At 69.9% G+C, this 20203-nt stretch carries 21 protein-coding genes; 4 read left to right on the top strand and 17 right to left on the bottom strand.

Features of this window, described 5'->3' with window-relative positions:
- Positions 1–6 precede the first annotated feature (6 nt).
- A complete protein-coding gene (locus tag ACFXPL_RS05815; RefSeq protein WP_384913055.1) occupies positions 7–1047 on the bottom strand; it encodes a LysR substrate-binding domain-containing protein in 1041 nt (346 codons plus the stop codon).
- Positions 1048–1189: 142 nt separating this feature from the next.
- On the opposite strand from ACFXPL_RS05815, the gene ACFXPL_RS05810 reads away from it, so the two are divergent.
- Entirely contained in the window at positions 1190–1744 is a 555-nt protein-coding gene (locus ACFXPL_RS05810) for a peroxiredoxin (RefSeq protein ID WP_329829033.1), read from the top strand.
- A gap of 6 nt (positions 1745–1750) precedes the next feature.
- Positions 1751–2296 carry an alkyl hydroperoxide reductase gene (locus ACFXPL_RS05805; RefSeq protein WP_384913051.1) on the top strand — a complete coding sequence of 182 codons (546 nt, stop codon included), beginning with the start codon at positions 1751–1753 and terminating at the stop codon, positions 2294–2296.
- A gap of 138 nt (positions 2297–2434) precedes the next feature.
- Here ACFXPL_RS05805 and ACFXPL_RS05800 read toward each other — a convergent pair whose 3' ends face one another.
- The 4 genes from ACFXPL_RS05800 to ACFXPL_RS05785 all read right to left on the bottom strand — a co-directional run bounded on the left by ACFXPL_RS05800 (position 2435) and on the right by ACFXPL_RS05785 (position 7656).
- Positions 2435–3889: an AI-2E family transporter gene (locus ACFXPL_RS05800; RefSeq protein ID WP_384913048.1), complete on the bottom strand. Its 1455-nt coding sequence runs from the start codon at positions 3887–3889 to the stop codon at positions 2435–2437.
- 150 nt (positions 3890–4039) lie between these two features.
- Entirely contained in the window at positions 4040–4765 is a 726-nt protein-coding gene (locus ACFXPL_RS05795; RefSeq protein ID WP_384913045.1) for a transglycosylase SLT domain-containing protein, read from the bottom strand.
- 388 nt (positions 4766–5153) lie between these two features.
- On the bottom strand, positions 5154–6479 hold the full coding sequence (locus ACFXPL_RS05790) for a PhoH family protein (protein WP_384913042.1): 1326 nt from the start codon (positions 6477–6479) through the stop codon (positions 5154–5156).
- A 415-nt stretch (positions 6480–6894) separates the two neighbouring features.
- Positions 6895–7656, bottom strand: a complete 762-nt coding sequence (locus ACFXPL_RS05785) for an isoprenyl transferase (RefSeq protein WP_384913343.1) — start codon at positions 7654–7656, stop codon at positions 6895–6897.
- Between the two features lie 149 nt (positions 7657–7805).
- Between ACFXPL_RS05785 and mgrA the strand changes: the two genes are divergently transcribed.
- Complete coding sequence (mgrA, locus tag ACFXPL_RS05780) at positions 7806–8843, top strand: L-glyceraldehyde 3-phosphate reductase (protein ID WP_384913040.1); 1038 nt, start codon at positions 7806–7808, stop codon at positions 8841–8843.
- Between the two features lie 558 nt (positions 8844–9401).
- Here mgrA and ACFXPL_RS05775 read toward each other — a convergent pair.
- Together ACFXPL_RS05775 and ACFXPL_RS05770 are read right to left on the bottom strand one after the other, a co-directional pair.
- On the bottom strand, positions 9402–10229 hold the full coding sequence (locus tag ACFXPL_RS05775) for a class I SAM-dependent methyltransferase (protein WP_384913037.1): 828 nt from the start codon (positions 10227–10229) through the stop codon (positions 9402–9404).
- A 107-nt stretch (positions 10230–10336) separates the two neighbouring features.
- On the bottom strand, positions 10337–11308 hold the full coding sequence (locus ACFXPL_RS05770) for a prepilin peptidase (protein WP_384913034.1): 972 nt from the start codon (positions 11306–11308) through the stop codon (positions 10337–10339).
- Positions 11309–11433: 125 nt separating this feature from the next.
- Between ACFXPL_RS05770 and ACFXPL_RS05765 the strand changes: the two genes are divergently transcribed.
- Complete coding sequence (locus ACFXPL_RS05765; RefSeq protein WP_384913032.1) at positions 11434–11805, top strand: DUF192 domain-containing protein; 372 nt, start codon at positions 11434–11436, stop codon at positions 11803–11805.
- Positions 11806–11860: 55 nt separating this feature from the next.
- On the opposite strand, the gene ACFXPL_RS05760 is transcribed toward ACFXPL_RS05765, so the two are convergent.
- From ACFXPL_RS05760 to ACFXPL_RS05715, 10 genes are all read right to left on the bottom strand, one after another.
- Positions 11861–12298, bottom strand: coding sequence for a DUF3592 domain-containing protein (locus ACFXPL_RS05760; RefSeq protein WP_384913029.1), 438 nt, complete (start codon positions 12296–12298; stop codon positions 11861–11863).
- A 35-nt stretch (positions 12299–12333) separates the two neighbouring features.
- On the bottom strand, positions 12334–12945 hold the full coding sequence (locus tag ACFXPL_RS05755; protein WP_384913026.1) for a hypothetical protein: 612 nt from the start codon (positions 12943–12945) through the stop codon (positions 12334–12336).
- Between the two features lie 38 nt (positions 12946–12983).
- A complete protein-coding gene (locus ACFXPL_RS05750) occupies positions 12984–14531 on the bottom strand; it encodes a hypothetical protein (protein ID WP_384913023.1) in 1548 nt (515 codons plus the stop codon).
- Positions 14528–14986 carry a hypothetical protein gene (locus ACFXPL_RS05745; RefSeq protein WP_384913020.1) on the bottom strand — a complete coding sequence of 153 codons (459 nt, stop codon included), beginning with the start codon at positions 14984–14986 and terminating at the stop codon, positions 14528–14530. The genes ACFXPL_RS05750 and ACFXPL_RS05745 overlap by 4 nt, the downstream gene beginning before the upstream one ends.
- A gap of 270 nt (positions 14987–15256) precedes the next feature.
- The gene (locus ACFXPL_RS05740) at positions 15257–15886 is read right to left on the bottom strand and encodes an OmpA family protein (RefSeq protein ID WP_384913340.1); all 630 of its coding nucleotides are present in this window, start codon (positions 15884–15886) and stop codon (positions 15257–15259) included.
- Positions 15887–15912: 26 nt separating this feature from the next.
- Positions 15913–16479 (bottom strand): hypothetical protein, encoded by a 567-nt coding sequence (locus tag ACFXPL_RS05735; protein ID WP_384913018.1) that lies wholly within the window; start codon positions 16477–16479, stop codon positions 15913–15915.
- Positions 16480–16551: 72 nt separating this feature from the next.
- Positions 16552–17211, bottom strand: a complete 660-nt coding sequence (locus ACFXPL_RS05730; RefSeq protein WP_384913015.1) for a pilus assembly protein TadG-related protein — start codon at positions 17209–17211, stop codon at positions 16552–16554.
- Positions 17208–17474, bottom strand: coding sequence for a hypothetical protein (locus ACFXPL_RS05725; RefSeq protein WP_384913012.1), 267 nt, complete (start codon positions 17472–17474; stop codon positions 17208–17210). Before ACFXPL_RS05725 ends, ACFXPL_RS05730 begins: the two co-directional genes overlap by 4 nt.
- 218 nt (positions 17475–17692) lie before the next feature.
- The gene (locus ACFXPL_RS05720; RefSeq protein WP_384913009.1) at positions 17693–18808 is read right to left on the bottom strand and encodes a response regulator; all 1116 of its coding nucleotides are present in this window, start codon (positions 18806–18808) and stop codon (positions 17693–17695) included.
- A 43-nt stretch (positions 18809–18851) separates the two neighbouring features.
- Positions 18852–20165 (bottom strand): sensor histidine kinase, encoded by a 1314-nt coding sequence (locus tag ACFXPL_RS05715; RefSeq protein WP_384913007.1) that lies wholly within the window; start codon positions 20163–20165, stop codon positions 18852–18854.
- Positions 20166–20203 lie beyond the last annotated feature (38 nt).

Here is a 20203-nt window from a genome sequence, read left to right as displayed (position 1 = left end):
GGCGCCTCAGCCGGCCGCCCGCCGCTGCCCGGGCACGGGGTCCCGCGGGGCGTCCCGTGCGGGGTCCTGGACGGGGTCCCGCGGGGCGTCCCGTACGGGACGGGGCGCGGCCACCCGTACGGGAAGGTCCCGCAGCGCCGCCCGGAGCGCTTCCGCGAACGTCGTGAACTCCTCGCCGCGGGCCGCGCCCGTGCGCATGGCCAGGGCGATCCGGCGCGAGGGGGCCGGTGCTTCGAAGCAGGCCGTGGCCAGTCGGCCGCTCCGGCCCGTCTCGACCTGTACGGCCGTACGGGGCAGCAGCGTCACGCCCAGGCCGCCCGCGACGAGTTGGACCAGGGTGGAGAGGCCCGCCGCGGTGGTCGTCGCCGGGATGCCGTCCGTGCGGCCCGCCTCACGGCAGATGTCCAGGGCCTGGTCGCGCAGGCAGTGGCCCTCGTCCAGGAGCAGCAGCGGCAGCTCGCGCAGCGCCTGGCGGGGCAGGTCGTGGCGGCCGGCCAGGGGGTGGCCGTCCGGTGTCACCAGGACGAAGTCCTCGTCGAACAGAGGCAGTTCGGTGACGGCGGGCTGGCCGAGCGGTACGGCGAGCAGCAGCAGGTCCAGCCGGCCCGCGGTCAGTCCTTCCAGCAGGGACGCGGTCTGCTCCTCGTGCACCTGGAGATCCAGTTCCGGATAGCTCCCGTGCGCCAGCCGCAGCACCGTCGGCAGCAGGTAAGGCGCCACGGTGGGGATGACCCCGAGCCGCAGTATCCCGGTGAAGGGGGCGCGTACGGCCTCGGCCTCGTCGAGCAGCGCGCCCACCTCGCGCAGTACGGCGGCGGCGCGGTCCGCGAGTCGTTCGCCCGCCGGGGAGAGCAGTACCTTACGGGTCGTACGTTCCACGAGTTGGACGCCGAGGATGTCCTCCAGCGCCGAGAGCGCGCCGGAGAGCGCGGGCTGGCTCATCCCGATGGCCGCGGCGGCGTCACGGAAGTGGAGATGCTCGGCGACGGCCGCGAAGGCGCGCAACTGGGACAGGCTGGGCTGTTTCCCCCGCTGGGGAACTGACATGACGGCCACTGATAGGTACCTCCGATCACGGCGACCGAGTCTAGCTATTTCTGTGATCAATGCCGAATGTGCCACCATCAGTGATACGCCCAACCCCCTGGAAAGCCTCAAAAGGTACTTTCCTCCCTTGCAAGGAGAGCGCGTGCTCACTGTTGGTGACAAGTTCCCCTCGTTCGAACTGACCGCCTGCGTCTCGCTGGAGAGCGGCAAGGAGTTCGCGACGATCGACAACAAGACGTACGAAGGCAAGTGGCGCGTCGTCTTCGCGTGGCCCAAGGACTTCACCTTCGTGTGCCCGACGGAGATCGCGGCCTTCGGCCGGCTGAACGACGAGTTCGCCGACCGCGACGCCCAGATCCTCGGCTTCTCCGGCGACTCCGAGTTCGTGCACCACGCCTGGCGCAAGGACCACCCGGACCTGACCGACCTGCCCTTCCCGATGCTCGCCGACTCCAAGCACGAGCTGATGCGCGACCTGGGCATCGAGGGCGAGGACGGTTTCGCGCAGCGCGCGGTCTTCATCGTCGACCCGAACAACGAGATCCAGTTCACGATGGTGACCGCCGGTTCCGTGGGCCGTAACCCCAAGGAGGTCCTGCGGGTTCTGGACGCGCTCCAGACCGACGAGCTGTGCCCGTGCAACTGGACCAAGGGCGAGACGACGCTCGACCCCGTCAAGCTCCTGTCGGGCGAGTGATCCGCGATGTCACTCGATGAGCTGAAGTCGGCGCTGCCGGAGTACGCCAAGGACCTGCGGCTGAACCTCGGTTCGGTCATCGGCAACAGCGAGCTGCCGCAGCAGCGGCTCTGGGGCACGGTGCTGGCCTGCGCGATCGCCTCGCGCTCCCCGCGCGTGCTGCGCGAGCTGGAGCCGGAGGCCAGGGAGAACCTGAGCGCCGAGGCGTACACCGCCGCCAAGTCCGCCGCCGCGATCATGGCGATGAACAACGTCTTCTACCGGACCCGGCACCTGCTGTCGGACCCGGAGTACGGGACGCTCCGGGCCGGTCTGCGGATGAACGTCATCGGCAAGCCGGGCGTGGAGAAGGACGACTTCGAGCTGTGGTCGCTCGCCGTCTCCGCCATCAACGGCTGCGGCCAGTGCCTCGACTCGCACGAGCAGGTGCTGCGTGCGGCGGGCGTGGACCGCGAGACGGTCCAGGAGGCCTTCAAGATCGCCGCGGTGATCCAGGCGGTCGGTACGACGCTGGACGCCGAGGCGGTCCTCGCGGAGACCGTTTCCGCGTAACCGCACACGCCTGAGACGCGCTTCGCCCCGCCGGACCCTCACAGGTCGGGCGGGGCGAAGCCATGTCCCGGGTCCGGCCCGGCTTCCCGTCACTCCTTGAGCGCGGCCATCAGGGCTCTCATGTCCTCGCTCAGGAGTTCATCCGGGGCCGTCTCCCGCGTCCGCGACGGCGGGGGAGGCCGAGGGCCGCGGGGAGGCCGGGGCCGGCTCGTCGGAGGGGTCCGAAGCCGATGCCGGGGCCGGGGCCGGGGCCGATGCAGGAGCCGGAGCCGGAGTCGGCGCGATGGTGTGGGCCGTCGCGCCGTGTGGCGGAGGTGCGTTCCTCAGCTCCTTCTCCTGGCTGTACGCGCGGAGGTAGCCGACGACCGTGTTGGTGACCGCCACCAGCGGCACCGCCACCACCGCCCCGCCGATGCCCGCTACCAGACCGCCGACGGCGACCGCGAGGACGACGGCCAGGGCGTGCACCCGTACGGCCCGGCCCAGGATGAAGGGCTGGAGCACATGGCCCTCGATCTGCTGCACGCCGAGGACGACGAGGAGCACCATCAGCGCGGTGAACACGTCCTGCGTGACCAGCGCCACGACCACGGCGAGCGCGCCCGAGATGACCGCGCCGACCAGCGGGATGAACGCGCCGAGGAAGATGATGACCGCGAGCGGCACGGCGAGCGGGACATCGAGGAAGTAGATCCCCAGGCCGATGAAGATCGCGTCGATCAGCGCCACCAGGACCGTGCCGCGCACATACGCGGTGAGTGTGTTCCAGGCGCGCGGTCCGGCGCCCGCGACGCCCTCACGGGCCTGGGCGGGGACGAGCTTGAGCGACCAGTTCCAGATCGTGCGGCCGTCGTACAGCAGGAAGAGAGTCGAGAAGATGGCGAGGAACACGCCGGTCAGCAGCTCGACGATGACGGTCACGCCCTGGAGTCCGGCGGACGTGATCGCCTCGGTGTTGGTCCCGACGGCATCGCTCAGCGTCTTCGCGATGCCGTTGATCTGGTCCTCGGTCACATGGAACGGGCTGTCGAGCAGCCACCGCTTCAGCTCGTCGATGCCGTCCGTGACCCGGTTGGAGAGATCGTCGATGTTCTCCATGACCTGCCACACCACGAACCAGCCGACCAGCCCCATCAGCACGAATCCGGAGATCGCGGTGAGGGCGGTGGCCAGCCCGCGGGGCACTCCGTACCCCCTGAGCCAGGCGACGGTCGGCTGGAGCAGCGCGGTGATCAGCAGGCCGACGACAAAGGCCATCACGACGAGTTGCAGGGAGCTGATGACCCGCATCAGCACCCAGAGCAGCCCCCCGAGGACCAGCAGCCGCCAGGCCGCCTCGCCCGCGACGCGCATCCCCCAGGGGATGGCGGTGGCGGGGTCGGGTTCGGGGGCGGCCGTCGCGGTGGGGGCGGCCTCGGGAGGAGCGGGAACGGGAGTGGCGGAGGGGGCGTGCGCGGGGGGCGGCGGGACGCTGTCCCGTACGCCCCCGGCCGTGGTCCCCTCGTCGGCCTCGGTCTGGCGCTGATCGAGGCGCTCACCCATGCGGGTCAGCTCCGCACCCACCTGACCGAGCCACGCTGGCAGTCTTGACATGAAGCTTCCACTTCCCCCCGTCTTGCTCTCCACGCCCACTCCCCGGAGCCTGCTCGATAAGAACCGTACAGGGGAGAAGCCCCCCACCGTAGGACGGCGGGGGGCTTCCCGGGGTTGAGCGCCGAGCGGGCGGGCGTTCGGCGGCCAGGCCTAGTAGTAGTTGTTGGCCTGCCAGAACGACCAGGCGCCGCAAGGGCTCTTGTACCGGTCGTTCATGTAACCGAGGCCCCACTTGATCTGGGTGGCCGGGTTGGTCTGCCAGTCGGAACCCGCCGACGACATCTTGCCCGCCGGGAGCGCCTGGACCAGGCCGTACGCGCCCGAGGACGGGTTCTGCGCCTTGTAGTTCCAGGTCGACTCGTGGTTCACGATGTTGCTGAAGCACTGGAACTGGTCCGCGGGGACGATGGACCGGGCGATGGCCTGGACCTCGGCGACCGTGTACGAGCTCTGCTGCGGGAAGGAGCCGGTCGTGGAGGTGGAACGCGTCTCGCTGCGGCTCGCGCGCTCCTCGGCGTCCTTCTTCTTCTTCTCCTCGGCGGCCTTCTTCTCCGCCTCGGCCTTGTCGTCGGCCGCCTGCTTCTTCGCCTGGGCGTCCTTCGCGGCCTGGATACGGGCCGACTCCTCGGCGGACTTCCGCGCCGTGGTGTCGGCGGCGGCGGCCTGGGCGTCCGCCTGCTGCGTCAGCGAAGCGGTCTGCACCTGGGCCTGCTGGCCCGCGGGGATTTCTGCGAGGAGCGTCATGTCCGCCGCGGTCGCCTCGAAATTGTCGCCCGAGGTCTGGGGGTCGCCCGAGGCAACACCCACGACAGCGCCGACGGTGGTGACCGCGGTGGCAGAAGCCACGGCAAATCCCCGGACCGAGATCCGGCTCACACGGTGTCCTTCCAGCATCGCCCGCCTACGTGACCTCGCGGGCGCGATCGTGCCCCTGGCACTGGTCTCCGTACAACGTGGGTCACGGGAGACACGGGCCCGGTGGGCAACCCCCTTGCGGGGAGTGCCGCGTGGTACGCGGGCGGCATGCGGCGGCAGTTGTGGAGTTGTGTGGTGCCGCACCCTGATGGTGCGTGTGTGCCGCATGCGGGGGCCTGACGGAAGCAAGACTCTGCCGGAAGGTAACGCCGGGAGGCAATTCTTCGTTGCGTGGGAAAGCTCACACGCCGTTTGCCTCAGCAGTTTCAAGGAAATAGGAGCGCGGCACAGCGCCGCCCGGCTAAGCTCTTCGGCTTCGCCGGGCGGCGCCAAGTGTGGTGATACGAGGTCAGATCTGGCCGTCCTCCAGCATTTCGGTCACGAGCGCGGCGATCTGCGAGCGCTCGGAGCGGGTGAGCGTGACATGCGCGAAGAGCGGATGGCCCTTCAGCTTCTCGACGACGGCGACAATTCCGTCGTACCGGCCCACCCGGAGATTGTCGCGCTGGGCGACGTCATGGGTGAGCACCACGCGGGAATTGGCCCCGATCCGGGACAGAACGGTCAGCAGAACGTTCCGTTCGAGGGACTGGGCCTCGTCGACGATGACGAACGCGTCATGCAGGGAACGGCCGCGGATATGCGTGAGCGGCAGCACCTCCAGCATGCCGCGCCCCAGCACCTCCTCGATCACGTCCCGGCCCGCGACCGCGGAGAGCGTGTCGAAGACCGCCTGCGCCCAGGGGCTCATCTTCTCGGCCTCGGAGCCGGGCAGATAGCCCAGCTCCTGGCCGCCGACCGCGTACAGCGGCCGGAAGACCATCACCTTCTGGTGCTGTCTGCGCTCCAGGACCGCCTCCAGGCCCGCGCAGAGGGCCAGCGCCGACTTTCCGGTGCCCGCCCGGCCGCCCATCGAGACGATGCCGACCTCCGGGTCGAGGAGGAGGTCGAGGGCGATGCGCTGCTCGGCGCTGCGGCCGTGCAGCCCGAAGGCCTCACGGTCGCCGCGTACGAGCCGGACATTGCCGTCGGAGGTGATGCGGCCGAGCGCCTTGCCGCGCTCGGACTGGAGCACCAGGCCGGTGTGGACCGGCAGATCGCTCACCTCGGGCACATAGAGCTTCTCCTCCGTGAAGAGCAGGTCCACCTGGTCGGCGGCGAGCGTCACCTCGCTCATCCCCGTCCAGCCGGAGGCGTCGGTGATGGCGAGCTCGGCGCGGTACTCCTCGGCGAGGAGACCGACCGACGACGCCTTGATGCGCAGCGGCAGGTCCTTGGAGACGACCGTGACGTCGTACCCCTCGGCCTGGAGGTTGCGCGCCACCGCGAGGATCCGTGAGTCGTTGTCCCCCAGACGGAAGCCGGCGGGCAGGATGCCGGGATCTGAGTGGTTGAGCTCGACGCGCAGCGTGCCGCCCAGGTCGCCCAGCGGAATCGGGGCGTCGAGACGGCCGAAACGGATGCGGAAGTCGTCCAGCAGGCGCAGCGCCTGCCGGGCGAAGTAGCCGAGTTCCGGATGGTGCCTCTTGGCCTCCAATTCCGTGATCACCACGATCGGGAGCACTACTTCGTGCTCCTCGAAGCGGGACATGGCATTCGGGTCGGCCAGCAGGACGCTGGTGTCGAGAACGTAGGTGCGCCTGTCGGGCATGCGGCGCTTTGTGCTGGTCACCACGGAAGGACGTACCCCCTCGGATGAGGTCGGGGTTGCGACGGCGTCGCGGGCGGGTGGGCCGGGCTCGGGCCCCATGCGCGGGCCGAGCGCCGGCCCTCCATGTCGCCCGTACGACGTGGCGCACGGTCGTCCTGGTGCAAAGGGCCTCCCGGGCGGACGGCCCCATGCCGTCCGCTGAGATGCGATGTCCACGGACCTGTCTTTTCGGACATCGACCTGGGGGAGGTATTCCCTCGAACACGCGCCGCCATGCCACGGCATACGGCGGACGGTGGGTGAACCGTGGGTGAAGTGCCCTGGGCCCGCGGCCGGCAGGGCCGGATCAGGGGCCGGACGGGGCGCGCGGGGGCGGGGCGGGCACCTGGCCGAAACGGGTGCCACGACGGTACGGAGGCCTTGCGGGGTACGGGGAAGGTCAGCTTCCGTAGCGGCGGTGGCGAGCCGCGTAGTCACGCAGGGCGCGCAGGAAGTCGACCTTACGGAAGGCGGGCCAGAAGACTTCGCAGAAGTAGTACTCCGAATGGGCGCTCTGCCACAGCATGAAGCCGGAGAGACGCTGTTCCCCACTGGTACGGATGACCAGGTCGGGATCGGGCTGGCCGCGCGTGTAGAGATGGGACGAGATCAGGTCGACATCGACGATCCCGGCCAGTTCCTCGAAGGAGGTGCCCTTGCTCGCGTGGTCCATCAGCAGGGAGCTGACCGCGTCGGCGATCTCCTGCCGGCCGCCGTAGCCCACGGCGACATTGACGAGTATTCCCTTGTTGCCCATGGTGGCCTGTTCGGCCTCCTTGAGCACGGTCTGCGTCTGGGCGGGCAGCAGGTCGAGCGTGCCGACGTGGTGCACCCGCCAGCGGCCGTCGGCCGCGAGGTCACGGACCGCGTTCTCGATGATGGCGACGAGCGGGGCCAACTGGTCCTGGGGTCGGTCGAGGTTGTCGGTGGAGAGCATCCACAGGGTGACGACCTCGACCTTGGTCTCGGAGCACCAGCCGAGCAGTTCCTGGATCTTGCTGGCACCGGCCTTGTGGCCCTGCTCGGCCGTGCCGCCGGAGGCCTTCGCCCAGCGACGGTTGCCGTCCAGGATGACGCCGATGTGCTTCGGCACCTGGTCGTGGTCGAGGCGGCCTTCCACCCGGCGCGCGTAGAGCCGATACACCAGGTCGCGCACGTTCACTGAGTCCACCCTCTCGATTCCGTGGGGACCGGCGCGTCCGCTGGCGGGATCCTGGGGCCGGCCCGGGGACCCCGAAGCCGTCACAGTACTGCGGACCCCGGGCGGTCTCCCAACCCGGTCTGTCACAAGTCCGTGATAAGGAGGGAAGCATGACCAATTCTCCCTCTTATCTCGCGGCCGACGACCGGTACGGCTCCATGGAGTACCGCCGCAGCGGGCACAGCGGCCTGAAACTTCCCGCGATCTCGCTCGGCCTCTGGCACAACTTCGGCGACGACCGGACGCTCGGTTCGCAGCGCGCGATCCTGCGCCGCGCCTTCGATCTCGGCGTCACCCACTTCGACCTGGCGAACAACTACGGGCCCCCGCCGGGGTCGGCCGAGCTGAATTTCGGCAAGATCTTCGCGCAGGATTTCTCGGCCTACCGGGATGAACTCATCATTTCGACCAAGGCCGGATATCTGATGCATCCCGGCCCCTACGGCGAATGGGGTTCCCGTAAGTACCTGCTGTCGTCGCTGGACGCCTCCCTGAAGCGGATGGGTCTGGACCACGTCGACATCTTCTACTCCCACCGCTTCGACGCGAACACTCCCCTTGAGGAGACGATGGGGGCGCTGGCCTCGGCCGTCCGGCAGGGGAAGGCGCTGTACGCCGGGGTCTCGTCGTACACCGCGGAGCAGACCGCCGAGGCGGCGCGGCTGCTGAAGGAGATGGGCGTGCCCGCCCTCATCCACCAGCCCTCGTACTCGATGATCAACCGCTGGACGGAGAGCGACGGGCTGCTGGACACGCTGGAGACGGCGGGGATGGGGTGCATCTCGTTCGCGCCACTCGCCCAGGGGCTGCTGACGGGCAAGTATCTGAAGGGCGTTCCGGAGGGGTCCCGGGCCAGCCAGGGCAAGTCCCTCGACCCGGGTCTGCTCTCGGACGAGGTGGTACGGCGGCTGCGCGGGCTGGACGAGATCGCCCGGCGCCGGGGCCAGTCGCTGGCACAGCTCGCGCTGGTGTGGGTGCTGCGTGATCCGCGGATGACCTCGGCGTTGATCGGCGCGTCCAGCGTGCGGCAGCTGGAGGAGAACATCGCGGCGCTGTCCGCGCCGAAGCTGTCTGCGGAGGAGCTGGAGGAGATCGACGGCTTCGCCGTGGACACGGCGGGCACCAACATCTGGGCCGGTCGAAGCTGACATTCCGTGACGCCCGGGGCTGACACGCTGTGAGCGCCCGGAATGCGCGCGGTCCGCGCGCCGGGGTGAGCGCCGGGGTGGCGAACCGGGCGGCGGAGAGCCCGTACGGGAGCCGGGAGCGGCCGGGACGGGGCCGGGGCGGGCGTCCCGGGCCTGATCGGGATCCGGCCCGAACCTGGGCCGGATCTGTCCCGGATCTGTCCCGGACCTGGACTGGACCTGGAGCGAACGCGGACCGACCCGAGGACGGGACGAGGACCGGCCGAAGCCGGAAACGGAACGAGGGCCTGTCGGCGTCTCCCGCCCCGGTCCGGTGACCGAACCGGTGACCGGACCGGGACAGAAAACGGGCCGGTCCGTGGGGGGGGATACGGACCGGCCCGAGGGGGGGTTCCACCATAACCCTTCGTGAGGGATCGTGGGGCCCCTCGTGCAGCAAGATGACGCTCCGAAAGCGGCGGTCCGTGCCCCGAGAAGCCCGCCACCAGGCTTTTCCAGTGACGGGCGAGGAAAATGGCGAGTAGTCGCCACGTCGTGTCGTCCCTCTCCAGGGCGATCTCAGCGAGCCTCACCTTGACGCGGGGAGCGCTCCGGGCAGGGCTCCACGGGGCCCGGGGACGCGGGAGAACTCTCCGGGCGGACCGCCTCGATCAGGAAGCGGGTCGTCGTCGCCACGAAGGGCCCCTCCGCCTCGATCAGGCGGTGCAGCTCCGCCAGCCGGTCGGCGTACGCCTCGACGGTGAAACCGGGCACCATCCAGACGACCTTGCGCAGGAAGTAGACGACGGCGCCGATGTCGCCGAACTCGGTGCGCAGGGACGCCGTCCGCAGATCCACGACATCGAGACCGGCCGCCTCCGCGGCGGCCACGGCCCGTCCGGGGTCACGCGCGGACCGCACCTCGGGCGGCTGCGGCCCGAGGAAGTACTCCACGAGCTCGAAGACGCTGGCAGGACCGACCTCCTGCGAGAAGTACCGGCCGCCGGGCCGCAGGACCCGCGCGATCTCGTCCCACCACACGCGGACCGGGTGGCGGCTCACCACCAGGTCGAAGGAGCCGTCGGCGAAGGGCAGCGGGGGCTGGTCCGGGTCCGCCACGACGGTGACACCGCGCGGGCCCAGGAGCGCGCGGGCGCGGGCGAGGTTCGGCGGCCAGGACTCGGTGACGACGGTGAGCGGCGGCAGCTCCGTTACGGAGGCGAGGACCTCGCCGCCACCGGTCTGGATGTCCAGCGCGGCGCCGGCCCGCGCCATCCGGGCCGCCATGGAGCGGGCGTACCGCCAGGCGGGGCGTTCCTCGGTGGCCCGGCCGTCGAGCCAGGAGAAGTCCCAGCCGTCGACGGACACGGCGGCGGCTTCGGTGATCTGCTCGTCGAAGGTGGGCATGCGGCGATGGTGGCAGGGCTCGGAGCGGCGGCGCGAACCCTTTTCGTACGGTCCCGGGCGCGCCGGGCCAGGCCAGTCTTGGCCCGGCCCGGGAGGCCCGCGGATGGTCAGGCGGAGACGGAGAGGGCTCCGAGGAGAAGGCCGAGCAACGCGCCGACGATCATGAACGGGCCGAACGGGATCACCGATTTGCGGCCCGCCCGGCGCAGCAGCATCAGCCCGACCCCGTACAGCGCCCCGAGCAGGAACCCGGCGCAGGCGCCCACGAAGAGCACCGTCCAGCCGTACCAGCCGAGGACGATGCCGAGGGAGAGTGCGAGCTTGACGTCACCGAAGCCCATGCCGTTCGGGTTGATCAGGAACAGCACGAAGTAGCAGGCCCCGAGGAGCACCCCGCCGAGCAGCGCCGTCGTCCAGGAGCGGCTGCCGTCGCCGCCCCCGCCGCCGGGAACCAGTGCCGCCGGCCCGAGGAGTACGGCGGCGGCGAGGGCCAGCGGCAGCGTGAGCTGGTCGGGGAGGCGGTGGACGTTGCGGTCGACGAGGGCGAGGAGCAGCGCGAAGGGCGCGAGCAGCAGCCAGACGGCCAGCTCGGGGCGGGGCCCGGTGGCGGCGGCGAGGGCGGCGCAGCCGAGGGCGCCGAGGACGGGGACGAGGAGGGAGGGCGCGTACCGGACGAGGGAGGCGTCGGGCGCGCCGGAACGGCCGGGGGCGGGGCCGGTTTCGGAGGGGGTGCCGGGGCCGGCGTCGTGGGGGGCCTCGGGGGTGGTTTCGGGGGTGCGCGTCGCGTCGGCGGCTCCGGGTACCGCGGAGGCCGCGACCGCCCCGATGGCGTCGGCGGCGGGGGCACCGTTGCCGGCGCCCGTTCGCGTGCCGCTGGAACCGGGGACGCCGGCCTCGCAGCCCGGGCACCTCGCCGTGCCGAGCCAGCCACCGGCGGGCCCGGTGATCAGGTGACCGGCCGGGCAGCGGTCGCGCCACGCGTCGCCCGGCTCGACGGAGAACCGGTACGCGGCACGCGGCAGCAGCACTCCGGTGGCGGCGCCCCAGAGAGCGGCGAGGACGATCAGCGTGGCGTACACCCCACCGACCCTAGGTCCACCGCCGGGCCCGGTCATGGGTCCTGGGGCCCACTTCGCGCACCCCGGGACCCAGATACGCCCGCGGGAGCGGCCACCGCCGCGCCGGGGCGCTACGGTCTACGGCCATGGGTACATGGCGAAACGGCAGGGGACGGCTGACGGTCGCGGGGCAGGACGCCCCGGTGGAGGTGGAGCTGGAGATCGCCGCCTCGTACGGGACACGGCGGCGCGGGCTGCTCGGCAGGACCGGGATCGACGGGGCGCTGCTGATCACGCCGTGCAACAGCGTGCACACCTTCCGGATGGGCTTCACGATCGATGTGGCGTATCTGGACCGGTCGTTGAAGGTCGTCCAGGTCCACACGTTGAAGCCGGGCCGGCTCCATCTGCCGCGGCTGCGGGCCCGCCACGTACTGGAGGCGGAGGCCGGGGCGATGGAACGGTGGGGACTGCGGCCGGGGACCCGGGTGAGCGTGGACGTACCGCAGCCCGGCTGACCCGTACGCACAGCCGCGCGCGCCCTCACCCCTTGCCCCTCAACTCCTCATCCCCTTACAGCAGCCCTTCCTTCGCCGCGACGGCCAGCAGCGGGACCAGGGCGAACAGGGCGGTGCCCAGGCAGATCAGCGCGGGGACGTAGACCGGGCCCCAGGCGCCGGGGCCCGCGATCGTGGCGCGCTTGTGCGGGGACCTCGGGTCGTAACTGACCCTGACCCGCGCCCCCACCTCGTGGCCGAACATGCCGGGCCGGTCCTTGAACTCGACGGCGGTGCCGTCCTCCGTGCGGAACGCGAAGACGAACTCGGGGTGGGAGCGGGGCGATCCGCCCGCCACACCCGAGTGGGTGGAGACCTGGCGGTCCACGCACCGCCCCTCGGCCCGCCGTCCGCCGCGGAGCAGGGCGAGCACCATGAGGAGCCGCCGGGCGAAGTACACGGAGACGGCGAGCACCGCGACCCCCACGAGCAGGAAGAGCGCTTCGATCCCCACGCCGTACTCCGATCCGCTGTCGCTGTTTCTTCACTTCACTTGAGGGAGACGCCGGCGATGATGTCCTTGATGTCCTTGTCGGACAGCAGCCCCTTCTCGGCGTTGACCGTGATGAGGTACGGACGGTCCTCGGTGTCCAACCCTGCGATCATCACCCCCGCGAGCTTCGTGCCCTTGGGGGGCTGTCCCTGCGCGCCGGTGGAGGTGGAGGTCCAGTCGACGCGGCGCGCCTCGGCCGCTCCGTCGGGCCCCGCGACCTCGATCCCGGTGGTCTCCAAGGGGGTCGCGCCGAGTTGGACGCGTGCCTCGGCGGCCGTACCGGCCATGTCGGCGTCGTTGATGCCCTGCCCGTAGTCGAACTCGACGTAGATCGAGCCGACCGGGGAGCCGTCCTTCGTACGGACGGCTCCCGCCGCGTTCCCCTCGGCGAGGTCGGCCGCGGCGACCTGCTGGAACTCGGCCGGATGCGCGACGGTGAGCCGGTCGGTCGTCAGGGTGGACCAGCCCTGCGGGGTCGTCGCCGCTTCCTTGCCGCCGGTTCCGCAGGCGGTCAGGAGCACGGCGGCGAGGCCGGCGGTCACGGCCGTACGCACCCCGTGCCGCCGCGGCTTCGAAGCGGGCGGCTTCGGCATGGACTTGAAGGTCATCTCTGCTTTCCTCACTGGTACCGGACCGGCGGGGGTCGTCACCTGGCGCAGTAGCTGTACGGCACGTACTCCCGCTTCCCGTCCCTCGGCGCGCCGAGGAATTCGGCGTCCTTGAGGGTCTCGGACTTGTTCTCCATCGAGATGGAGGCACCGATCGAGATCCCCACGTTCAGCTCGAAGCCGTACTCCTGCGCGTCGGACATGCCATCGTACGATGTCCTGCTCGACTTGCCCTTGTCGAACAGGAGCCGCCCGAAGGGGTCGTCCGCGCCGGGCCGGCTGGTGGGGGCGTTGGTGTCCAGCAGGTAGGCGAAGGCCGCGGTGTGGTCGCCGCCGCCGTCCAGCCAGGCCTGGCCGACGGCCCGGTCGGCGTCGCCCTGCGGGCCCTTCTCGAAGGCGACGGTGTTGGTGACGACGTCGATGTCGCTGCCGCCGGAGTTGTCGGTGTTCTTGCCGCTGCCGCCGCGCTTGTCCTTGCCGTCCTTGCCGTTGGTGCCGCTGACACCGCCGGACCGGCCGCTGAACGTCTCGGTGGTCTGGGTGAAGTCGATGCGCAGCAGTTCGCCGGTCTTCTGGTCCCGGGTGACGGTGACGGTGGCCGAGCGCTCGCCGGTGAGGTGCTTGCCCTTCTTGGCGCCGCCCGCGTCCACGCCCGCGCCGATCGTGCCGTCCGCCTTGACGGAGTACGTGTACGACTTGGTGCCGCGGAAGTCGTCCTTGGTGACGAGGGCGTCGCCGCTGATCTTCACGTCCGCGCCCAGCTTGCCGCTGAGCGTGCCCTCGGCGTCGGCGTTGACCGACAGTTCGCCGCCCGCCTTGCCGTACACGCCGACCGAGGCCTGGCTGATGTGGCGGTCCTTGAGCTTGTCCTCGACGCGGTTGCGGATGTTCTCCTCGTCCTTGAGGGCGCCCTTGCCGAACAGGTAGAGGATGCTGTCGCCGACGCCGGCCTCGGCGCCGCCCGGGGAGGTGCGGCGTATCTCGTACATCTTCAGCTTCTCCAGGTCCTCGCGGAAGGACTCGGCCTCCTCCCGGCTCTTGAAGACCCAGGTGTCGCCGTTGCTGACCTTCACCCCGGCGCCGAGGTCGACCGAGCCCGTACCGAGCTTGCCCATCTTGCCGCCGAAGCCCCCGGTGACGCCGGCGCTCGCGGAGTCGGTGAACGTCGTGTAGATGAGCTGGTCCTTGTCGTCGACCTTGCCGTCCTCGTTGACGTCGTAGTTGGCCCGCATCGTCTTGTCCTGGAAGCCGTAGTCCTGGCCCCACTCGAACCAGCCGAGCTTGGCCTTGCCGCCCGCGGTGTCCGAGAGGGTGGACAGCGTGCAGAGCGGGGGCTCGAAGTCCTTGTCGGCGAGGGGCTCGTCGTCCTTGCCGCCGCCGGACGCACAGGCGCCGCCACCGCCACCGCCGCCGAGGGCGGGGATGGCGCAGCGGATACGGTCGCCGATGGAGCCGCCGACACCGGCGGCGCTGACGCCCAGGACGAGGGCGACGACGACGATGACCGCGCCCAGGTACTCCAGGGCGGTGGCACCGCCGTCCGATCTGAACCGGCGCCGATCGCCTCCCGTACGTCCCCTGCTCATCGCTCCCCCTCGCGTATGCGGTCCACGGCGTATCCGGTGACCGCTCCGGCCACGACGACGGCACTGGACATCAGCAGGCCTTCGACGGACACCCGTTCCCACCTGATGGCGAGGTTCAGAACCTGGGCGAGGACGGGGACCGTGAAGACCGCGAAGCCATGCCGTACGGGCAGATCCCTGAAGGGTTCGCGATGCGCGCGCGAGGAGGCCCAGGCGCCGAGAGCCACGCAGACGGCGTTCGGCAGATGGATCACCAGCAGCCGGCCGCCGAACGTTTCCAGCCGCTCGATCGACCCCAGCGTCTCGTAGACGTAGGTGACTTGGAGGTACGAGGTGAAGGCAAGCACGACAAACCCCGCCGCCCAGGCGGCGGCCATCGCGAGCAGCCCGCCATTCTCCGGCGCCGTATACCCGTACCCGGATCCCCGGTACGGCGGCCCTCCTGTCCCACGCATGCGCGCTGCCCCCTGTGTACTGGCCGGATTCGACCGGTCCACCGTAGGGGCGAGGAGAAGGCCAGGTCGTGGGCCCGTGGGCCCAGAGACAGGCCCAAACACGCGTTTACGTGGCGAGAACCTGCGCTACCGGGCGCCCGCCCGACCTGATACGCGGGTTGAGCGCCGCCAGGCCCGGCCGACCGTCCGCTCCGGGAGCACGCGAAACGGCGGATCCGCCCGTCGTGGGGGATCCGCCGCTCGGTGTGCCTGCCGGGGAGGGGCCGGGGCCTACGACTCCCCGCCGCGCGGGAAGGAGACCTCCACGCGGCGGTTCTTCTTGCGGCCCTCTTCCGTGCTGTTGTCAGCGATCGGGTAGTCCTCGCTGTATCCCCGGACCTCGTAGGTGATACCGGAGTTGGTCAGCTGCTCGCCGAGCACCTTCTGGACCGCGTCCGCGCGCTGCTTGGAGAGGACCTTGCCGTGCTCGTAGGAGCCCAGGTTGTCCGTGAAGCCGAAGACACGGATCTTCGTGGCGTTCTGCTTCTTGATCTCGTTGGCGATCGCGGCGATGCGGCCGTTGGCCTGGCTGCTCAGGGTCGCGCTGTCCTTGCCGAAGAGGACCTCGGCCTGGAGGGCGAACTTCACGGTCTCGTTGGTGTCCTCGCGGCGCTCTTCACCGCCCTGGTCCTCGACGACCTGCACGATGTCGAGCACCTTCGCCGGCGCGAGCGTGCCGCCCTGGGGCAGTTTGAGGTTGGGCGAGTTGGCGTCGACCTCGACCGGCGGCGTGGCGGACGTTTCGGTGCCGGGCGGGACGCTCGGGCCGTCGTCAGCCTGGGCCACAGGCAGGGAGAGCGTACTGGCCGCGACAAAGACCGTCGCCACCGTGGCCGCTATGGCATGGCGTGCGAAAGACATTCGGATGTTGGTCACGGGGCCGCTCATTAGGAGATCTTCAGAGTGCCGGTGGCGAAGGTGGGCAGGTTGAAGTCGACCTCGGTCGTCGCCTCGGGCGGAGCGGGGAACTGCATGAAGACGGGCAACGCAGTTCCGGCGGGTACTGATGTCAGACCCGTCGTGCAGAGGCAACGGTTGTCTGTGTCACGCAGGATGAAATAACGCTTCTTCTCGGCCTTGTCCACAAGCGTGGCACCGGAGACCGAGTTCGGGTTGGCCGAGACGATTCCCAGTTCGGATCCGGACCACCCCGCCACACCCATCGTTCCCTCGCCCAGATTCTTGATCTCGCCGCTGACCGTCACGAATCCACCGGAGTCCCGTTTGGCCTCGTTGACAACGAGTACGAGATCCCCCTGCCCCTTGAGCTCCGCGAGCTTCACATTCCGGTCCACCTGGTCGGTCGAAGCCGAAGGGGAAGCCTGCTGCTCCTTGCTCTTCTCGCCCGACGGCTGTGACGACGAACCGGAGTCGGCTTTCTTGTCGTCGTCATCTCCGCTTCCGCCCCCGCAGCCAGCCACAGTCAGGGCCAGCGTGACCGCCAGCGCGGCCACCGCCACTCCCCTGCGGCCCTTCGTGATACGCCGAATGCTCATGTCTGTCGTTCCTCTGCTCGTCATTCGCTGTCAGCCCGCATCGACCAGGTGCACGGTAAATAGGGTCTTGCTCACAGACTTCCAGATGTCCGGATCGGTCGGATCGATGACGAGTCGAGGCTCACCCGCGCAGTCAAGGGTGATCGGTCCAGGCTCATCGTCCGCGCCCTCGTCCTCGCCCGGGGAACCGTCGTCATCCGGTTCGTCCCGGGGCACGAGACACCGGAAGTCGATGGCAGCCGTCGCCTTGGCCGTGCCATGCCTCCGCTCCGTACCAGGAATCACCGATTCACCCACTGTGTAGCGGGTTCTGACCTCAACGGTGATTTCATCCCCCAGGAAGTTCGCAGAGCAGCCGTCGTTACCCTCGATTACATCGGAGTCGTTCTTCGCGGCGAGGACCTGCGCTTCGTAGCATGGGTGATCCTCATCGAACCTGCCGGAGTTGTCGAGGAAATCACCCAACCCGTTGGGAGTCAGCAGCGCGGCGAGGAAAGCCGGCCCCATCCGGTCCCTGGCGTCCTGAGCCGCCGCCAGCGCCGCGGCGTCGGCCGCCCCCTGGGCACCGTTACGCACCGCGGACGCCTTGCCGACCGCGAAGAAGGCGAACGCGAGAAAGAGCAGGCCCACCACCATCATCACGTAGATGGGGAAGGCCTGCCCTCGGTCGCCGCCGTGACGGAAGGTCACGGGGTGGCGGGGGCACCGCCACCACCGGTGATGGTGCCGACCAGACCCGTGATACGAGTCGTGATCGCCGTGCCGATACCCGCGGCCGCCATACCACCGATGATCGCGACGACCACCAGGATGATGCCCAGGTACTCGAAGGCCGTCTGGCCGCGGTCCTTGGTCTCGTAGCGCTTCTGGATCTTCGAGACTGCGGTGTCCGCCCAGCCGTTGACGCGGACCTTGGTGTCGACGGCGGCCTTCAGCATCATGTTGTTCGACATGGTGTACCCCTCCAGGTTCGGCCGACCGCCTGCCGGCCGACGAGTAAGCCTCTTCAGTACCGCTCCCGTTACCGACTGCCTCCTGGCCGGTGCCGCTTGCGACATGAGAAACGTACGCCGAACCACCCGATGCGCCAGAGGGCCCCAGGGCCCAATCCCGGGCCCAAAGCGAAGCTTGGGCCCTCCCGCCTGTCCGCCGGGTCCGCGCACTCCTCCGCTCAGCCACGGCCCACCGCCCCCGCCCCTGCTCCCCCGCCCGGCGTCGTACCGAGCCACCTCGCTATCGCCTCGCTCCGACTGCCGCAGTGCAGCTTGGCGAAGATCCGGTTGATGTGGTTCTTGACCGTCTTCTCACTGATGAAGCAGGTGGCGGCGATCTGCTGATTGCTCATGCCGGACGCGATCAGCTCCATGATCTCCACCTCCCTCGAACTCAGCCCGAACTCTTCGCTGTTGCGGCGCGCGGGGGCACTCTGCCGTCCACCCCTGGACTGTGCCACAGTAGATTGCATTTGCGAAACCCCTTGAGGAGTTCGAGGCCCATTCAACACCAACCCGGCTGGATTTTGGCCGGTTCTGGCACTTCTGGGCGAAGGGATGCCATCCGTAACGTTTGCATGTGCATTCACATCATGGTGTGCGGAGCGGGTCGGAGGCTGCGGGTCACCGCCGTAGGGGACGCCCGTCGTATACACCGCGCCCAGGCCCTCCGGAAGTGACCGGCCCTGGGAGGGGGCCGGGCCGCTGCGCATGTGGTGCAGCAGGGCGTTGGCCGCGGTGGGCGTGAAGTGGGCCCTGCCCTGCTTGATGTCGCGTACGGCCGCCACGAGTTGGTCTGCGGTGAACTCCCCGTGGACGAGATATCCGCCGGCCCCCAGCCGCAGCGCCTCGTGGACGATCTCGCTCTCCCGGCTGTACGTCAGCATCATGACCGGGGATATCCGTACGAGGTGGGGCAGGGCCGAGATGCCGTCGACACCCGGCATCCGTACGTCGAGCAGAACGACATCGGGGCTGGTCCGCTGGGCCGCCTCGTAGGCCTGACGGCCGTCCGCGGCCTCACCGACGACCTCGATGTCGTCCCGGCCGGAGAGCAGAACCGTGAGTCCGGCGCGTACGACCGGGTTGTCGTCCGCGACGACCACCCGCAACGGCGCGGCGGCCGTGGGCCCCGGGAAGTCCGGCAGTCCTGCCGCCTCGACGGCGGGCGGGCGGGAAGGCAGGGGTATGGAGGGCAGTGGGGAGTGAGGAGCCCCGTCGTGCGCCGACGTGTACTGGGACGCATGACGTGGCGTGTACTGCTGCCCTGAAGTGCGGGAAGGGTCGTCCGGCATCGTGCGGTCTCCTCTCTGGGGAGTCGGGAGCGGAAAGCGGGGGTCAGTTCTGTTCGGGGGGCGGCGCCGAGCGGAGGGCCGCCAGCGGCAGGTCGACACGTACTTCCGTACCGACCGCCGCCTTGCCCCTGCCGATCCGGATACGGGCCCCGATCGCTGCGGCCCGTTCGACCATCCCGACGAGGCCGAAGTGGCCGGCCCGGCGGAGACCGTCGAGAGTGGTGCCGGGTGGAAGTCCCCGGCCGTTGTCGTAGACGCTGATACGGAACTGGTCGCCGACCGTACCGGCGGACACGTCCACCGTCTCCGGCTGCGCGTGCCGGTGCGCGTTCTCCATCGCCTCGGAGGCGATCGTGAGCAACTGCCGTGCCACCACGTGCGGAACGGCGGACACGGTCTCGTCGCCGAGCTGCCGGAACGACATCCTGAGACCGCTGCGGAGGCCGAAGTCCTCGGTCCTGGCGGCGAGTTCGTCGATGACGGCCACTCCTCCGTCCAGCCCGGATTCCCGGCGCAGGTCCGAGAGCAGCTCCCGCGACTCACCGGCCGCGCGGCGGGCCGAGCGCGCGACCAGCTCGGCCTGCTGCCGTATGGTCTCCGCATCCATCCGGCCGGCGGAGCCCGCGAGCCCTTCGGCCGCCATCGCCAGCCCGTGGAGCGTCTTGGCGACCGAGTCGTGCATCTCACGTGCGAGCCGCGCCCGTTCCTCCTCGATCGCCTCGCTCACGGCGAGCCGTGCCCGGGTCTCGGTCAGCGCCTGGCTCGCGCTGCCGAAGCGGAGCAGCAGGCCTCGCAGGGTGACACCGACCGCGCCCGCGATCACACAGAAGCCCGGGAGGAGCAAGGCTGTGGTGAGGGTGGCGACCAACTGCTCGTTGGTGGTGTACACCAGCCAGAGGATCAAGATCTGAAGCGACGCGAAGAGCGCGGCGCCGCGCCAGCCGTAGACGAGCCCCGCGAGCAGCGGGGTGCAGACGGTGACGTAGCCCAGGGTGGACTCGGGCGTGGCGGTGATCAGCAGCAGCGCACCGAAAAGGGTGTCGACGGCCAGCAGCCAGGGGTGCTTGAGCAGGCGTGGTCCGAACCGTTCCCAGTCTCGGAAGAGAACGTACGAGCCCATGAACGTGACCAGAACGGCCGAGCTGACCAGGAAGGTCGGCAGGCCCCGCGCGGTGGCCGCCAGAGCGAACGGGCTCGCCATGGCGATCATCGCCAGCCGGAACCCGAAGACCTGGCGGCACATCGCCTGAAGGGCGTTGAGCTGGAGGGGCAGCGCGGGAGTGGTCTCCGGCACCTTGGGGCTCAGGCGCAGCTCGGACCGGAACCCACCACGCAGTCGTGTCAGTTGAAACGCCATGTGCCTGCACCCCCTTTCACAGCATCGTGCGCGGACGG

This window comes from Streptomyces sp. NPDC059092 (assembly GCF_042756365.1).
Taxonomy (GTDB): domain Bacteria; phylum Actinomycetota; class Actinomycetes; order Streptomycetales; family Streptomycetaceae; genus Streptomyces.
This window is presented reverse-complemented; position numbering and strand designations above follow the sequence as displayed.

Excerpts from the sequence above, each read along its gene's own strand:
- ACFXPL_RS05765 (WP_384913032.1), top strand. The coding sequence starts at position 11,434 with ATGGGTACATGGCGAAACGGCAGGGGACGGCTGACGGTCGCGGGGCAG.
- ACFXPL_RS05800 (WP_384913048.1), bottom strand. The coding sequence starts at position 3,889 with ATGTCAAGACTGCCAGCGTGGCTCGGTCAGGTGGGTGCGGAGCTGACC.
- mgrA (WP_384913040.1), top strand. The coding sequence starts at position 7,806 with ATGACCAATTCTCCCTCTTATCTCGCGGCCGACGACCGGTACGGCTCC.
- ACFXPL_RS05740 (WP_384913340.1), bottom strand. The coding sequence starts at position 15,886 with ATGTCTTTCGCACGCCATGCCATAGCGGCCACGGTGGCGACGGTCTTT.
- ACFXPL_RS05805 (WP_384913051.1), top strand. The coding sequence starts at position 1,751 with ATGTCACTCGATGAGCTGAAGTCGGCGCTGCCGGAGTACGCCAAGGAC.
- ACFXPL_RS05750 (WP_384913023.1), bottom strand. The coding sequence starts at position 14,531 with ATGAGCAGGGGACGTACGGGAGGCGATCGGCGCCGGTTCAGATCGGAC.
- ACFXPL_RS05715 (WP_384913007.1), bottom strand. The coding sequence starts at position 20,165 with ATGGCGTTTCAACTGACACGACTGCGTGGTGGGTTCCGGTCCGAGCTG.
- ACFXPL_RS05755 (WP_384913026.1), bottom strand. The coding sequence starts at position 12,945 with ATGACCTTCAAGTCCATGCCGAAGCCGCCCGCTTCGAAGCCGCGGCGG.
- ACFXPL_RS05745 (WP_384913020.1), bottom strand. The coding sequence starts at position 14,986 with ATGCGTGGGACAGGAGGGCCGCCGTACCGGGGATCCGGGTACGGGTAT.
- ACFXPL_RS05725 (WP_384913012.1), bottom strand. The coding sequence starts at position 17,474 with ATGTCGAACAACATGATGCTGAAGGCCGCCGTCGACACCAAGGTCCGC.
- ACFXPL_RS05815 (WP_384913055.1), bottom strand. The coding sequence starts at position 1,047 with ATGTCAGTTCCCCAGCGGGGGAAACAGCCCAGCCTGTCCCAGTTGCGC.
- ACFXPL_RS05720 (WP_384913009.1), bottom strand. The coding sequence starts at position 18,808 with ATGCCGGACGACCCTTCCCGCACTTCAGGGCAGCAGTACACGCCACGT.
- ACFXPL_RS05775 (WP_384913037.1), bottom strand. The coding sequence starts at position 10,229 with ATGCCCACCTTCGACGAGCAGATCACCGAAGCCGCCGCCGTGTCCGTC.